The sequence below is a fragment of the Butyricimonas paravirosa genome, assembly GCF_032878955.1.
In the GTDB taxonomy this organism is placed as follows: domain Bacteria; phylum Bacteroidota; class Bacteroidia; order Bacteroidales; family Marinifilaceae; genus Butyricimonas; species Butyricimonas paravirosa.
The window spans coordinates 3,800,378-3,816,982 of record NZ_CP043839.1 but is presented as its reverse complement, the minus strand read 5'-3'; the positions used below and the strand labels follow the sequence as shown (position 1 = coordinate 3,816,982).

Here is a 16,605-nt window from a genome sequence, read left to right as displayed (position 1 = left end):
ACTATCTAGATTAATTTATTTTCGAATCGGATAAATCAACACGCTTATGAATCCAAAGACTCCAAATGCCACGACCATGAATAGATCAATGATATGGAACGGATTCTTCACATTCAAACCTTTACGTCGTTTTATATACAATAGAACTCCGGCTAACACGAGATTCAACCAAATGAACTTGACGAATGGTTGTCCATCGGAACTTATATAATATCCATTAATATAAGAGTAGGTGGAAGTTACAAACGGGAAGAGGAAACCTTCAACAACTCCCGCAGCCGATTCTTCATACACGTCGGAATGAACCCCGTATTTATCCAGTAGTTTATAGTCCCGGTCAAAAATATATAGTTTCTCGTAACCATCTTTCTGGATAGAGATCATGTGGTAGAAGAGATTACCCATCACGTCAAAAACTTTAAATTGATCGTAGTTAAACTCATCCAAATCCAATTTGATAATCTGATTGTCCACGGTCAGAATATATACTCCGTTATTATCTCCAAAAAGATAAGCCACAACTTCCGGATGATCGGGTTCACATTCAACTCTTCGCAATTTGATTTGATCGGGAAGTTCAATTTTACGGCAATCCGGCTTATAAGCATGGTAGCGTACTTGAAATAACTGATCTTTACTATCCACAAAGAATAAACCGTCATCCCGCTTATATCCCGTGGCAGATCGGCCATACAATTTCTTTGCCGGGGGACAATATCCCAATTTCCGTAGTTCCTGATCAAAAAGGGCACTTTTTTCTTTATCTACTCGTCCATCCTCGCAGTTATAGAATTCAATCCCGTTCCGGTTTACCCGCATCATATCATTTGTGTAAATATACCCGACACGATCCGTCCCCCCGTGAACAAGCGGAGACATGGCATAATACCGACCCCGCTCTGTCAGATTTACGATATGTCGATAATTATTTTCTGCCACAAGCTGAGGAGTCACCGGTACACCTGCCACGGTATCCGGGAATTCATTCCGTTTTAGTAATTGCGGCATACTGGAGAAAGGTACCATCCGTTCATATTCCTGACGAGAATATTCATTTCCAAGCGTATCTAACAGAACACCATCTTTTAATCCCCATATCACAAACTGTTTAGTCACCTCACTATAATTCAGCGAGACATATTTTACATTCCGTCTGAACGAGGTTTTATAAAAATCCGGTAGAACTATTGACGCTATAAAAACCGTCAATAGTATCATTATGATTCGTACTACTTTTGCTGTCATAATTATCTCTCTCCTTTCATAAACCGATATGATGTATACAATAATGCCGTACACGGCACAAAAGCCATGATGGCTAACGCCGGAATGATATGGCGGGTATCCGCATGTTCTACTCCGATATAGAATTGTTTCACCAGATAATAGGCCACAAGTGCATAAATAAATTGGTAGAATAAATTAGGTTCCATGGCGATCATGGCAATCATGAAATAAGCCGCAATTCCACCCAAGAGCCAAGGCATCATGGAAGTAAGTACTGCCCAACTTTCCTCGAAAGGGAAATAGCTGTTATTCAGATAAAAGAATGTCCCAAACACCACTCCATACGACAAGATTAACAAAAGAAATCCATAACAAAGCATCGTGTACAAAGCCATCGTGTTACGCAAAGGGAGATGAAGTGTCAACTTGATTCGCTTATCCAACACTTCCGGTACATATTGCGACAAACCGATACAAACCCCGATTAATAAAGGGACATATTTGATCAGAGCATTATAATAGTTTGCCTGAGGCATTCCGTAAAAAACACTCATCAAATAATTGAACGAACCTTTCATTCGCACGTTGTTATCCACATCCAAAAATATATAGACAACAATTGCCAGACCAACGAGAGAGACAAAAAAAGCTGCCCACCGGGTCTTTAACCATTCCTTATAAAAAAGGTGTAATATCATATTTTTAATATTTTCCAGTTAAACCAATAAATGCATCTTCCAACGTCATCTTTACGGATGCAAAATTTCGATACGCCAATCCTTTCGTTTCTAACATCGCTTTTACTTCACTTTCTGAAGCATAAGTGTAAATTTCATAGTGATTTTTTATACGATCAGCCTCAACAATCAGAGGATCTGACTTAAAATCCAGATCATCCCTGTCTAGATCAAAAGTAAATTGATGGAATTTTTCCATAAATTCGGATGCCGATCCTCTCATCAATACCCGATTATAATCCATAATCAAGACATCATCAATCAGACGTTCCATATCTTGAATAATATGAGAAGTCAGAAATACGGTTTTATTCCCGGATTTTGCATACTCTCGCATATGATCAACAAATAAACGACGGTAACCGGGATCCAGTCCCAACGAGAAGTCATCTAAAATCAACAGATCAGGGTCCTGTGCCAGAATCAACCCCAATGCCACTTGAGCCCGCTGTCCACAAGACATACTCGATACTTTTTGCGAGGGTAATATTTTCATCCGGTTCATCAGTTCGAAATAAGCATCCCGATTCCAATTTTTGTAAAAACCGGAATAAAACTTCTCGATCTGATAGATATTCATAAACGAATACTGAATATGCCCTTCTATCAAATATCCCAAACGACGTTTGGTTTCCGGGCTCAGATTCTGTGTACTCTCACCATAGATCAAACATTCTCCGGAACGAGGTTGAAGAAAACCATTCAAAATATTGATCGTGGTCGTTTTACCACACCCATTTTTTCCCAACAATCCCATGATATGCCCTTTCTTCACCGAAAAATTCAAATTCTCATAGATCAATCGGGAACCATAGTAATGAGTCAGGTTTTTACACTCAATCACATTCTCTTCCATAATTCATTTTTTTAAACATATATAATTTTTACATACAAAACGTCTATTTCCAGACAATAGAATACCTATAAGAAAAAGATTAGAGGTGGACAGGCTACCTCCGATAGCCTTGATAACCACGAGCCTGTCCCTCTTAATTTATTTCCAAAACACAATAAATTTCAATCACTCGAATAACTTAATTCGACAAATAAGGCAGGTACATCAATACCTTACCCGGTATGGAGTTCTCGCTCGATGCGAATTCTTCCACAACCGTTGTACGAGGGTTGATAATGTACATTGATCCTGTCTGAGTTGTTGAATTATAAGTAAATACTGCCGTGTATAACTCATTACTTTCATCATCTCCGAAAAGAGAAGCATTCGGTGTCGGTACAACCGAAACAATATCATCCGGGAAACTCTTGACAATAGTGGGAGTTTCCAACCCTTCATAACTATACCGCCACAAATCTTTACCCTTGGCAATGTAAGCATAGTTCCAACCAACAGGCAGAACCGTGGTGAACCAAATAGCGTTATCCGTCATTCCACCTGCCCATTGGGTCACATCTTTTTCCGATAGGTAAGAAATAACATCTGTTGCTCTTGCAAATTGTTGATATTCGTAAATATACATCTTATATTCATTGCCTTTTTTGCCCACAAGGAAGAATTTCAATTTGGTATTCGATTGTCCTGTCGGCTCATGGTATAACCCAACCATTTTATCCAATCTCACGACCTCCCCATTGCCATCGAACAAAGGCTGACGACTATATCCTTTATTGGCATTGTAGAAATAATAATAGATACTACCATCCGTTAAGCGTTGTAAGGTCACGGGAGCATTACGATTATACGGCAAAGCCCCAATTACTTGCTCCACTCCCGTCTCTTCACCCGGAGAATTCGGATTGATTAACTGATAGGGATAATCACTATTCATGGTAGAAAGGAACAATTCGTTTCCGATCAATATTTCCTGCATATGGTTGAAATAAGCATTTTTAGCCTTTACAACAGCCGTCGGTTTCTCCGTGAAAGTAAGACTTTGAACAGAACCCATTACCTGACCAAACGGGTACGTTTGTCCATCCGCAGCCTGAATCATCGTGCCATATCCATCCGGATCTTGCGTGTAAATACTTAATTGTCTTGTATCAAACGTTGCCCCGACAAACGGACCTTTGATTACTTTATCCGAATTATAACGTTTAAACATTTCGGTGAAAACCGTTGTAAATTGTTGCGGAGCTGCCCGGTTACTTCCTTTAATAGATCCCCATTCAAGGGTTCCATCGGCCTTCTCGTAAATCATCACTCCAATCAACGGAATCGCCGTCGGGACAATCTTGACCTTTACCATATAAGCACCATTATTGGAAGTAGCATAATGTTTCCAGCTTTCCCCGGTCACTTTATTACGAATAGCCAACCAGAAATAAGCCTCACCACTTAAGAATTCGATATTCCCAAAAGCAACTTCCCAAGAAAGCTTCAGACTGGTTCCGATAGTGTCACCCCCCATAACCCATGCATACTCAAAATCATTAGGATTCGTCCCCTCCTTAAAGGTGATTTTAGGATCTATCTCTAAAAGTTCTCCCTCGGACAAAGAGATACGTCCGTAAGAACTTCCCGGAATTTCTACTCCGGTCACGGAATCAATACCCGTCCACTCGGAATAGTTATAACTCCCCTTATCCTCGTAACATCCCGTAATGATCAACATCAAAACAAAGGACATACATATAAAATCTTTTATCACTTTCATAGACCTGTTTTTTTTCAATATTCTATCGTTCCTTTAAATACCACTAACTCGCCATTGTCATACGTCGGGTTATTCTCAAACCATTCATAAGTTTTCTTCGCATAGGCGTAGAGTATTGCTTTATTAGGAGCTTTCCAGTCTTCTTCCAATATACCATTCAGTTCAATGAACTTTTCCGCTTTCACGGACGAATAGGTTCCACCGTATGTATCTAAAGAATTTGTTCGCCAGAGTGTGGGCTGACTACTTAATCCCACTCCAGATACGTTTACAATCATGTATTGATAAAAATCTAAACCACGTACAAAGTTCTCATTAGGAACCAACTCTATATATATTCTTCCTTCAACTGCATCATCTTTTATTGCCTGTACATTGATTTTCACCACGGTTGAATCTATATATCTTCCGGCTCGAAATAATTGTGTTGTTTCCAAGGTATAATGAGTATTCTCCTTGATACCAAATGTTTCTTCCGGATTCACCCGCAATCTATATTCACGATCTTGATCTGACACCGATCCTGCCACGCGAATAGGAATATAAAAATCAGCCACTTCATTTCCTCCACTGAACACGGAAGAAAATTGAAGGCTATCATATTTGTAGGTCGTAGAAAGATACTGGTATTTAGGGAAATTCAAACTATTTTGCTCTTCCTTAAAAATCATGATCTCATCTCGACTGCATGCATTTATGCAGACACCAAGTAACAAACAAAAAATCAATAGTTTTATAGTCTCCATCATTTCTCGTTTTTAAGTTAATACGTTCTTCCACCATCAAACTCCGTCGTTGGAATATCAGGGGTATATTTTTCAACCGACATGGTAACAACACCACTTGTTGCATACCCCTTTTCAATTTCTGGCACATTACGTCGTTTATACGCATAGAACACCTGCCCATCTCCGATCATTTCACGTCGATATTCTTTCAATATTTCCGAGATAATCGCCTCTTTATCATCACTCGTGAATATTCCTCCGTTACGAGATTGTTGCAAGATGTTCAACAAACGAATCGCCTCTCCGGTAGAGACAGATTCCGCGGCACCTTCTGCCGCAATCAGGTACATTTCTCCTAATTTCAACATAGAAACAATAGGCCGCGGGAAAAGAGCCAAATCTTTCTTTAATGTAGGGCGTTCATATTTTGCCAAATACATACTTGAACCGGAACCTTTTTTCCATGCCGTAATCCGGATGTCACCCGTGGAAGAATAGAATTTCGGGTAACGGGTTGATTGTAACCGGAAACGTTCATAATAAGAATTCCCTGTCGTGTGGTCCTCTTCGATATAATCCCCTAACTCATCGACAAGCAAGCCAAAGATATTTTCCATTGGACAACTCCGATTCACGTAATTATTACCGGAATCCGTACTCCCCAAGTCCGCATTTGTCAAGAATCGAATACCCAGACCTTCTGCCGCACCAATAACCTCCATAGCTGCATCATAGGCAGCTTTATACTCTCCTTTAAAAAGATAAACCCGCGCTTGCAATGCTCTTACTGCATAGTAGTTCATCTTATATTTGCGTTCACTCTTTAAAATGGTTGCATTATAAGTTTTCCCGGAAGAAATTGGGTCGGTATCTTTCAATAACTTTTCCGCACGCTCCAAGTCCCCAACCAAATAACCCAATATTTCATCAGATGATGATGAAGGGGTAAATTCCATTCCAAAATCCGTTTTGTACGGAATTCGTTTCTGAGTTTTTCCTTCCTCCGTTAGATAAGGAGGCTGGAACAGACGTAACATATCAAAATGGATATAAGCTCGCAAAGCAAGAGCCTCTCCCAACACGACATCTCTCGCTCCTTCCTCAAAAATCGAAGGATCTTGCTTCTCCAAATTAGAAATCAATTCATTGGCATTTGCAATTGCATTATAGGACGCTTTCCACATTCCCGTTATTGCATCCTCCACTTGATTAAAACGGGTTGTCCGTTCATAATAATAAGTTGCCAGCCCATTAAACCATCCCTGATCATAATAAGGTTCAATAAATGAAGCCTGAGCCATAGACAACGTTTGTCCCATGATTTCAACCGAGCTAACCGTCATATGTTTTCCATAGGCGCTTTTATCTGCCATTTTCACGTATATACCGGCTAATGCAGAATAATAACCGTCTTCATTATCAAAAATCCCCTCTTCCGTCATTTGAGACTTCGGAAGTACATCCAGCCAATCTCCACAAGAACTAAACAGAAGAAGTCCGAACGCTATAGTTAATAAAACACATATTCTCTTCATACGCTTTCTCTTTTAAAAATTAGCTTGTAATGAAAAATAGAAGGTACGGGCAAACGGGTAAGACAATCCACGTTCTTGCTTAATTGTTGAAACATAGAACAGATCATTTGTTGAAAGCGTGAACTTTAACAACGAAATGCCAAGCGACTGTAAATCATTTGCATTTAATGTATAACTCAATCTCGCTGATGTCATGGACAAGAAATCATCTTTTTGAACGAAACGAGACGTGGGTTTCAATTGACCCGTATTTCCATACCCCCGATATTTGGCTACATCTCCCGGTTTGGTCCAACGCTGAGTTAAAGCCCGGCGATCTGCGTTTTGAGCAAAATTACCTCCTTCGATCTTCTCGTATAAAGTCTTGTTGTAACGATCCGCCCCGAAAGAATATTGGAAATTAGCCCCGAAACTCCAGCGCTTATAGTCAACATTAAGACCAAAATACCCTTTCAAGGTCGGTTCCGTGTTCCCAACGACAACTTGATCTGCAGCATTCCATTGGAATGTCTGAACACCATCTGCCGTAACAAAAATCTCCTGCCCTGTTCCCGGATCAATTCCCATTGAACGCACGGCAAAGATCGAATTCAGAGATTGCCCTTCCTCAAATAAGAAAATTCGTTCCAATTGAGTATACCCCGCATAATTCAAATGGGCTGTCTGGTTTTCTTTAATCACTTCATTATAATCTCTTAAAGCATCAGAAATATTTAATAACTTATTCTTGTTATGAGCGCCATTCACAAAAGCATTGACAATCCAACCATTCTTCTTGATCGGAGTTATACTCAAGCTAAACTCATACCCTTGGTTACGTACTTTACCCATATTCGCTTTATAAGTAGAGAAACCGGTAGAAGGTAAAATCGCAATATCCGTCAAATTGTTCTTTGTTATATTTGAGTAGTAATTGAAATCCAAGTTCACTAAACCTTGTAATAAACTAAATTCCAATCCAATGTTACGATTTAAAGTAGTTTGCCATTTCAATTCCGGGTTTGCAATCGACATAATCTCAGCTCCCATTACCCCATCATACATTTTCAAGAAATTATAAAGCGTCATGATCTGACTCAACTGGAAATTCTGATTCCCCACGGTACCAATATTTGCTCGAACAGCCAGGTTTTCAAACCAACCATGAGTCTTCATAAATTTCTCATTATAAATATTCCAACGAACTCCGGCTGACCAGAAAGGTGCTGAACGTTGTTTACTTGCAAAATTAGATGAACCGTCTATACGTCCCGTCAAGTCTATCAAATAACGATTATCCCATGAATAATTGAAGTTCGCAAACATTCCGGCTGAACGAGAAATAGAACTACTTCCTGAAGGTCCTGTATAGGAATCAAATTGCACGGCGTAAGAAGGGTATCCTAGAGGGTCATCCAAGAAACCAACGGTCTTGTATGCATCACTCTCAGAATTCGTCTCTTTCAGTTCTCCCCCCACGATTCCTTGTACCAAATGTCTCCCGAATGACTTGGTATATGAAACATTTATGCTACCATAATAATCAAACTGGGATGAATTTGTCATCGTATAAGTTCCCCGTTTGTAAATATTCTCCAAATTATACCCGTCATTCGTTTCCTCCCCGTCTGTCACGGAGGTATAGTCAAAGAAATCCGCTGAAAGAGGAGAACGATACACTTCGGCTTTATCCTGTACATTACTAATAGAGAAAGTACTTCTTACTCGTAATCCTTCTATGACTTCCCAGTTTAAGCCCAGATTGTAAGTCAGATTTGTTGTCTCCCCTCTACTGAAGCTATTCAGATATTTCGCCTCATAAAGCGGATTCAATTGGGCTGAAAAAGTACTTCCCGTAAAATCCGGGGCAGGCAGTCCCTCGTAGGCTGGAATATTCTCGTAAGAAAGTCTGGGGAAGTATTTCCCATTCTCATCTTTCATCCGATAGATAGGTAACAAATTTGAATACGTTGAGAAACTTCCATAAGGAGAGTCTGTATTCTTCACTAAAGCAACTTGTATGTCACTTGTTATTTGCACATGAAGATCATTGTACAATAATTTCAATCCAGCTCCATAACGATCTCGCTTTGAGCCTTTCATAACGCCATTACTCGGAGCTGCCGACAAATTTACTTGATAACGCATACTTCTCCGGTCTTTCTCACCAAACCGCACGCCACCTTCTAACATCAAAGAATGGGAATGTTGAACAGATGTCTGAAGTGGCTGAGACAACCAATAGGAATCCACACCATTCTCGACTTCTTTAGATAGCAAGGTGTACAAATTCTGACGCCCCGGATTTCCCCCGACCAAATCTTCATAAATATTCGTAGAGGTATTATCTCCTTTATTTCCATTATTGAAAAGCTGGGCTTTTTCAAAATATTCCAATAATTCAGACGCATTCATTAAATTATAAGAAGTCAAGTCAGGCACCTGAATACTTCCGTTGAAAGTGTAAGAAAAACGTAATTTTCCACCTTCCGGCACTTTCGTTTCAATCACAATGACACCATTAGCAGCACGGGAACCATAGATAGATGCTGCCGCTGCATCTTTCAAAATCGTCACGGATTGTACCCGATTCATATCCAAGTCAAATACTTGTTGAACAGTAATCTGAAAACCATCCATAATAAAAATCGGCAAAGAAGTATAAGTCTGTAAGTTGCCCTGTGAAATGTCAGGCATACTATTCTGGCCCCGAATCTCTATTTTGTCCGGAACTCTATTAGGGTCAGATCCAAACATTCCTTCATCATCCAAAACAGCAAAAGACGGGTCAAATACTTTCAGTGCGGCAAATAGATTTGTCGGATTAACCTTACGTAAATCATCTCCTTTCACTTGTACGGCTGTTCCCGTAAAACTATTTTTTGCTTTCGGAACATACCCTGTTACGATAACCTCATCCATCTCTGTCGCTTCCTCCACCATCGTAACATCTATCTTTACTCGTTTTTTTATTGCTACAGTTTGTGTTTTCATTCCGATAAAAGAGAAAACCAATTCTCCATCCAAAGAAGGAACTAAAATCCGGTAGAAACCTTTTTCGTCAGTAGCCCGCCCTAGCGTAGGCGTACTCTTATAAATCACAGTTACTCCCGGTATTGGCATCCCCTTCTTATCTTTTACAAAACCTGTAATTTCCAAAAGTTCCGGCTGAGCTTTAGCCGTAACCGGTTTTAAATTGGATACAACGATTGTTTTATTTACAAGCTTGTAAGTCATATCCAAAGGGGTAAGTAATGTGTGTAATGCACTATCCAGCGATACATTCGTCACCCGTATTGACACTTTTTGTTTGGCATCCACCAATTCATTATTATAAAATACTTTATATCCGACTTGTTGCTGAATCATCATAAACACAGATTCCAATTCCACATTTTGTACATTCAGATTCACCTTTGTCGTCTGGGCATAACTTCGGGTTACCATTGTCCCCTGCAAAAAGAGGAACAAGCATACACCCAAAATAACTTTCAGGATATATCCCTCTCTATTCCTGATCTTGATCAAATTATCTAATTTTTCCTTCATCATCTTATTCCATTTACAATTCCATAAATAGAGTTAATTCGCAGGAATCGGCCACACATACTTAGCCTTTGTCATCTCTATATTCCGACCATCATAAGACGGAATAGAGGATAAATTCCAACGTTTATAGCAATAGAACAACTGCCCTTCTCCCAAAAATTCCCGTATGTACTGTCTTTCAATCTCTTCCATAAGCTCCGTGGCTGTCGAAGTTTCCACGATAGAAGTCTTGGAGAAACGCTTATCCACAAACGTACTCAAGTAAGCATACGCCCCGGAGAGGTCATTCAATTTTAAAGCTGCCTCCGCACCTATTAAATAAATCTCTCCTAACTTGATATAGGGAATCTGTTGCGGAGCCCCACTAAACACGGCAATACTTAAACTATCGTATTTAGGAAGTAAGTTTTGTAAGGTATTGTTCATGGACCTGAAACGAATATCATCAGGAGCTTCCTGTTTCCATTCCTCAACCTGCACAATAGGAGATAAAACGACCCCTTTGTCTCGGAATAAGGTGTATCCTAATGCTTGTAATCCCTCTTTCGGAGAAGGTAACCCCAACAAATGCTCTCTAGAAAATGCCAAATCAGTCCCGGCAGAAGTTGCAAAAGAAAAATATCCGCCTTCAAGGATTTCATCCACACAAGCCCGGGCATCAAGGTATCCGGCTTCCGTCCCTAACGCTAATGCAATACGTGCTTTTAATCCTAAAGCTGCATAATAATTCATTTTCCACACCCGATTAGAAGGTGCCATTCCGAACAACCCATCTGAATTCAAAGATTCACCAGTATAAATAGGATCATATTTTTTCAGAATTGCAATCGCCTCTGTCAATTGAGCTAACATTTTCGTACACAATTCTTGCGTAGACAATTGTTGCAGTTCATCCCCCGTACTCTCTTTCCAATATATGCCTTTAAAAGAAGGCTCAGAGGTATATGCCGGATGGAACAAACGGACCAAATCATAATGCATTGCCACCCGCAACACTTTCAATTCTGCCAACATGACTTCTCTCGCTCCTTTTATAAAAATCACATCTTGATTCTTATCGAATAACCGGAGCAAATTATTGCATGAATAGATCGCATGGTACATGGATGCCCAAACCTGCTCTATTTTTTCTTTCATGATCTGAGAATCGTAATCAAATTCTGCAATCGGTTTCAATTCTGAATCAGGCACAAGAGTTTGTCCCATAAACTCTATTCCCCCTAAACCTAAATTTGAACCAAACAACTCAGATGAACGTAATTCCGTGTAAATCCCATTCAGTGCATTACGAAATGCAGATTCACTACTGAACAAAGCGTCCTCATCTATGTATTCCTCTTTCGGGGCGACATCAAACCAATTGTTACATGAACTTAGCGCCAATACCGCCACTACCATATATAGTAATTTCTTCATAATTATTTCTTTTTAAAAGGTAGCTTGAAGTGACAACGTGAAACTGCGGGCAAAAGGATAAATCAACCCTCTAGGCATTTTAACCGATGAATAATGGAATAAGTCATTACAACTTAATCCAAGATGCAAATCCTGCATATATAATTTATTAGCCAGATTTTTATCAAATTGATAATCCACCCGTAAAGATGCTAAAGAAATCATATTCCTTGACTCAACAAAACGAGATGTTGGTAACGTCGTGGAATTATCAAAGCCTAAATATTCGGTCTGATCCCCGGCCTTTTGCCATTTATCCATCATATCAACCGGCCCGTTTTGTCCAATAGAGGCCTCATCCACGTATCTCACCGCCGTTATATTGTATATCTTAGATCCGAAAGAATAACGGAACATACAATTAAAACTCCAATTTTTCAGACTTCCCAATAAACCAAAACTACCTGCCAACTTAGGAGTCGGATCTCCTTGGTAGACCAAGTTCGTTGCCTCCCATTGATTCGTTTCGGTTCCATTCTGTGTAATGAAGATTTCTTTACCTGTTTGTGCATCAATTCCCTTTGAATCTACGGCATAAATCGCATTGACCGCTTTCCCTTCCTTTAGCTGAAGAGTTGATGTTTGATTACTTTCATTCCACTCAGCCATAAAATCATTCGGGCAAGTTTCCAGTTTATTTTTATTGAATGTTCCATTCCATAAAAGGCCTAAAGACAACCCGTTTACATCTTTCAAGATGTCTGCATTTAGCCCAAACTCTAACCCGCTATTCCGAATTTCTCCCCCATTATTCCATTTCCAAGCGGAGCCATTTACAACATTATCCTTTATCCGGGTAACAACATCCTTACTCAACGTATTGTAATAACGTACGTTTGCTGATAAGTGGTCGAACAGAGTAAACCGGATTCCAACGTAGAAGTTATGATCACTTCTCCATTTCAATTTTTTATTATAATCATTGATCGGATTCAATGTCACTAAACCCAGTTTATTGGAGCTACTTGTCGCGTTCAAATAAGGATTATCAATATCATAAGCATACATTGGATTCACTTGATCGTAATCGAACTGAAATCCCGGAGTCATACCAATACCTGCCGACAATACAAGTTGATTTAGAACATTGCTCTCTTGCAGGAATTTCTCGTTACGAACATTCCAATATCCCCCCACGGACCAAGCCATTGTAACTCGTTTTTTAGGAGCTAAACGAGATGACTTGTCCGCCCGTAGGCTAACATCCACCCCATAACGCTGATCAAAATTATAGCTACCACTTAAATATCCGCTAAAAAGACGATCAAATGCCTCCCGGCCTCCCGGTCTTGTATTAAACGCATAAGTCTTTGCAAAAGAAATATAGTCCATATGATCACTAGGCAAACCAACACCTATATAATTATCACTATAATCTTTTGCCGCATACCCGTGAATCCCTAATGACACGTTCAAATGGTGACGATCAAACTGATTCGAATAATTTAAAACCAAATCTTCTTCATAAATTGTGGTATTTTCCCGACGAATTTTATATTGACCGGCTAGCTCGGCACTATCTAAAGGTAGATCACTAAAATATTCCGATTTAAAAGAAATATACTGATCGAACTTATTAAAATCTTTGGTAAAAGTGAAATTACCAGATAACTCCAGATGTTCCATAATCTGCCAAGTCATATTCAAGGTATTCATTACCCTTGTAGCTCTCGATTTTGAAAAACTGGATAAAGAGGCCTCATAATACGGGGATACTTGTTCACTAAAAGTTCCCTCTCCCATAACAGATGCGGAGTGTTGTCCCCCACTTCCCTTACGATAATATGGATTAATCAACATATAATCCTGAAATACACCATAAGGAGACTCTTTTCCATAAATCACATCTATACGTAACTCATCAGAAACATATAACTTACTATTTCGATAATCTAAACGGGTTCCGATAGCATAATGATCTCGCTTAGAGCCTTTCATGACACCTTTATTACCCGGTGTAGCCAAGAAATAGGCCCGATACAAAATTGAACTGTCCCCTCCCTCTATCTCAAGTTGATGTTTATGCCGGAATGGTTTTTGTAGAGGTACTTTCAACCAATTCGTGTTACCATTTTTCAACCGCTCTTGATAAAGAGCATCATTCCCATCATACATACCCATACTTTTCTCTAATGCCAGTTTCTGAGAAGCATTCATTATATCGTAACTACTCAGATCTGCAACATCAATTCCTCCATCAAAACGATAATACAAGCGAAGACTTCCTGCTTGCATTTTTTTAGTTGTAATTGCGATTACACCATTCCCGGCCCGAACACCATAAATAGCTGTTCCGGTTGCATCTTTAAGAATGGTTACACGTTCTACCCGATTTATATCGAAATCAGCCAAGCGATCCATCGATATTTCATAGCCATCAACAATAATCAATGGTAACACTCCTCCCTCTTTTCCCAAAATTGTTTTTACACCTCGAAAAGTAATTTCAGACGGTACGTAATTAGGATCAGAGCCATACCACTCCTCAGCCCTATCTATTATCATAGAGGGTTCCACTACCTGCAAAGCTTTCAAGAGATTAGTCGGATGAAAACGTTTCAATTGATTCCCACTGAAACTATTTCCAAGGATTGCCTTCTCATCACGAGTTTGTACATTTTTCTTTATTCCGGTCTGTGCTGCCACCAATACAGAACTTCCAACCAGAATCATGACCCCGAAAATAGCTCGCCAAACAAAAATGTTATTTCGACTTTTTCCAGGATACTTTCTTTTTTTCCCTCGCAAAAGTTTAATCATAAGTTAATGAATTAATTGATTTAAGTATAAACAGTTATTATGCTTCTTCCCGAATAATTACTTTACCATTTTTAATGTCTAAAACGAAAGGAATACCTGTCGAGCGAATAATTTCAAGCACTCGATCAAGATTATCAAAACGTTTAAACTCTCCGGAGAAATGGTATTTATCCAAAAGCATATCAGGTACCTCATATTCAAAATCATACCATCGAGATAGTTGTTGCATAACCTCCCTCAACGTCGAATATCTAAAAATAAAATAACCATCCTTCCAAGCTGTATAAATCCGAGGATCAACATGGCGTAAAGAGATACTCTTATTGTTCGGGTTATAAACACTCTGTCTACCATTTTCTTGTAGAACTTGCCCTATATCCGGGCGATTAACCACACCCACGTTTACTTTCCCTTCAATTAACGTGGTGTAGATCATCGGAGCCCCTAAATAAGCATTAACATTAAATTCTGTCCCTAACACTTTCACCTCATGCTCGCCGGAAATAATCTTAAAAGGACGTTGCTCGTTTTTAGCAATTTTAAAATAAGCCTCCCCTTGAAGATATACAACACGTTCCTTTGCTATATCATGCACAAAATATTGCAATGTAGATTCTGCATTTAACCAGATTTCACTGCCATCAGCCAATACCAGATGAAATTCTCCGCCCTTAGGAACAACAATTTTATTGTATTTTTCTTCTTTTTCGATCTGATCTTTTGAATAAGTGATCATTTTCTTTCCAACTTCTATACCTCTTGTTCCTTCAATATCTAATGTGTCTGCATTCAAGGCAATCTGTCTATCATCATCAAGATATAAAACAGGAACTCCACGTCCCGGTAATATATTGGCAATCGCTTGATGGACCTCCACATTTTCCTTTACAATGTCATCCTGTTGAAACAAATAAACGGTAGCACTCAACAAAACGGTCACAGCTGCCGCAGCACCCCAGACCAACTTCCGCATCTTAGAGTGCATGCTCTTCTGTTGAGCCAATTTCCGGACTTTTGCCCGTTTCCAGGCTCCCGCTATATCAAAACTTTTATAATACAATGTTTTTTCTTGGATATAATCCGGGTCTGATAATTTTTCTAACACCTCCTCTTTACCAGATGCGGTTTCATCCCAATCAGAAATTCTCCGTTTATCTGTTTCAGTCGCATTATCAGACAGTTTTCTTCCAACACTCTCTCCTAATTTAATTACATCAACAATCTTTTTCATCATCTTATTTCTCCTTTTCAATGCCTACAACACTCGTAAGAAAAAACAAGACGACACCTTTCTTTAAAAAAACGACATTTTTTTAAAGAATTATTTACACAGAAGTAATTATCAATGGATTACAAACGACTCAAATATAAAATATTCTAAAAATCACCACGACATTACGCTACCATGGCTGTAACAAGAGAAGCAAGATTCGTAATTCATTCAGACGTCCCCGAAGATATTGATAAGCTCGTGCCTTGTGTGTCCTGACCGTATTCACCGAGATTCCCAACTTTTCTGCAATCTCATCATTAGAATATCCTTCTAATGCCAACAACATCACTTGTCGACCGACTTCAGACAATTTTAAAATTTCTTCATACACCATTCGAGATGCTTCCTCTTGAATAACAGCATCCACATAATAAGTTGTACTTTCAAGCTCTCCTTGAGTCTTTTGAACGGAATCTGCATATTTAGAGGCAATCCTCCGATGGCGGATATGATTCAAGCATTTATGACGTATTGTCTTATAAAAAAACGCCTTTACATAGTAGATATTTTCAAAGGACTCTTTCTGCTCCCAAAAAGTAACAAAAGTATCCTGTACAATATCCTCACAAGCATCATCTCGCCCTAAAAAATCTTGAGCAAAAGCAACAAACAAAGCAAAGGTATCATCAAAGAAATTCTTCAGAACCTTTTGATCTCCTTGTTGCAATTTTTCAAACAAGACTTTTTCCGTGAGCCGATTCATCATTCTCTAAAATGTAAAAGTATATATATAAATCACTAATAATC

The 16,605-nt window shown here is 39.1% G+C and carries 11 protein-coding genes; all 11 read right to left on the bottom strand.

The window, feature by feature from the left end; genetic code table 11:
* Positions 1–15: 15 nt before the first annotated feature.
* Entirely contained in the window at positions 16–1,245 is a 1,230-nt protein-coding gene (locus F1644_RS15485; protein WP_118305338.1) for a DUF4857 domain-containing protein, read from the bottom strand.
* Positions 1,246–1,247: 2 nt separating this feature from the next.
* Positions 1,248–1,925 (bottom strand): hypothetical protein, encoded by a 678-nt coding sequence (locus F1644_RS15480; protein ID WP_087419721.1) that lies wholly within the window; start codon positions 1,923–1,925, stop codon positions 1,248–1,250.
* Between the two features lie 4 nt (positions 1,926–1,929).
* Complete coding sequence (locus F1644_RS15475; RefSeq protein ID WP_087419720.1) at positions 1,930–2,820, bottom strand: ABC transporter ATP-binding protein; 891 nt, start codon at positions 2,818–2,820, stop codon at positions 1,930–1,932.
* Positions 2,821–2,998: 178 nt separating this feature from the next.
* Entirely contained in the window at positions 2,999–4,579 is a 1,581-nt protein-coding gene (locus tag F1644_RS15470; RefSeq protein WP_087419719.1) for a PKD-like family lipoprotein, read from the bottom strand.
* A gap of 14 nt (positions 4,580–4,593) precedes the next feature.
* Positions 4,594–5,328: a DUF4843 domain-containing protein gene (locus F1644_RS15465; RefSeq protein ID WP_118305339.1), complete on the bottom strand. Its 735-nt coding sequence runs from the start codon at positions 5,326–5,328 to the stop codon at positions 4,594–4,596.
* A gap of 14 nt (positions 5,329–5,342) precedes the next feature.
* Positions 5,343–6,842, bottom strand: coding sequence for a RagB/SusD family nutrient uptake outer membrane protein (locus tag F1644_RS15460; RefSeq protein ID WP_087419717.1), 1,500 nt, complete (start codon positions 6,840–6,842; stop codon positions 5,343–5,345).
* Positions 6,843–6,854: 12 nt separating this feature from the next.
* On the bottom strand, positions 6,855–10,373 hold the full coding sequence (locus F1644_RS15455) for a SusC/RagA family TonB-linked outer membrane protein (protein ID WP_229782493.1): 3,519 nt from the start codon (positions 10,371–10,373) through the stop codon (positions 6,855–6,857).
* A 30-nt stretch (positions 10,374–10,403) separates the two neighbouring features.
* Positions 10,404–11,786: a RagB/SusD family nutrient uptake outer membrane protein gene (locus tag F1644_RS15450; protein WP_168044581.1), complete on the bottom strand. Its 1,383-nt coding sequence runs from the start codon at positions 11,784–11,786 to the stop codon at positions 10,404–10,406.
* Between the two features lie 12 nt (positions 11,787–11,798).
* On the bottom strand, positions 11,799–14,585 hold the full coding sequence (locus F1644_RS15445) for a TonB-dependent receptor plug domain-containing protein (RefSeq protein ID WP_118594363.1): 2,787 nt from the start codon (positions 14,583–14,585) through the stop codon (positions 11,799–11,801).
* Positions 14,586–14,622: 37 nt separating this feature from the next.
* Positions 14,623–15,819 (bottom strand): FecR family protein, encoded by a 1,197-nt coding sequence (locus F1644_RS15440; RefSeq protein WP_087419714.1) that lies wholly within the window; start codon positions 15,817–15,819, stop codon positions 14,623–14,625.
* Between the two features lie 166 nt (positions 15,820–15,985).
* Entirely contained in the window at positions 15,986–16,564 is a 579-nt protein-coding gene (locus F1644_RS15435; RefSeq protein ID WP_087419713.1) for an RNA polymerase sigma factor, read from the bottom strand.
* Positions 16,565–16,605: the final 41 nt, after the last annotated feature.

Excerpts from the sequence above, each read along its gene's own strand:
- F1644_RS15485 (WP_118305338.1), bottom strand. The coding sequence starts at position 1,245 with ATGACAGCAAAAGTAGTACGAATCATAATGATACTATTGACGGTTTTT.
- F1644_RS15480 (WP_087419721.1), bottom strand. The coding sequence starts at position 1,925 with ATGATATTACACCTTTTTTATAAGGAATGGTTAAAGACCCGGTGGGCA.
- F1644_RS15475 (WP_087419720.1), bottom strand. The coding sequence starts at position 2,820 with ATGGAAGAGAATGTGATTGAGTGTAAAAACCTGACTCATTACTATGGT.
- F1644_RS15470 (WP_087419719.1), bottom strand. The coding sequence starts at position 4,579 with ATGAAAGTGATAAAAGATTTTATATGTATGTCCTTTGTTTTGATGTTG.
- F1644_RS15465 (WP_118305339.1), bottom strand. The coding sequence starts at position 5,328 with ATGATGGAGACTATAAAACTATTGATTTTTTGTTTGTTACTTGGTGTC.
- F1644_RS15460 (WP_087419717.1), bottom strand. The coding sequence starts at position 6,842 with ATGAAGAGAATATGTGTTTTATTAACTATAGCGTTCGGACTTCTTCTG.
- F1644_RS15455 (WP_229782493.1), bottom strand. The coding sequence starts at position 10,373 with ATGATGAAGGAAAAATTAGATAATTTGATCAAGATCAGGAATAGAGAG.
- F1644_RS15450 (WP_168044581.1), bottom strand. The coding sequence starts at position 11,786 with ATGAAGAAATTACTATATATGGTAGTGGCGGTATTGGCGCTAAGTTCA.
- F1644_RS15445 (WP_118594363.1), bottom strand. The coding sequence starts at position 14,585 with ATGATTAAACTTTTGCGAGGGAAAAAAAGAAAGTATCCTGGAAAAAGT.
- F1644_RS15440 (WP_087419714.1), bottom strand. The coding sequence starts at position 15,819 with ATGATGAAAAAGATTGTTGATGTAATTAAATTAGGAGAGAGTGTTGGA.
- F1644_RS15435 (WP_087419713.1), bottom strand. The coding sequence starts at position 16,564 with ATGATGAATCGGCTCACGGAAAAAGTCTTGTTTGAAAAATTGCAACAA.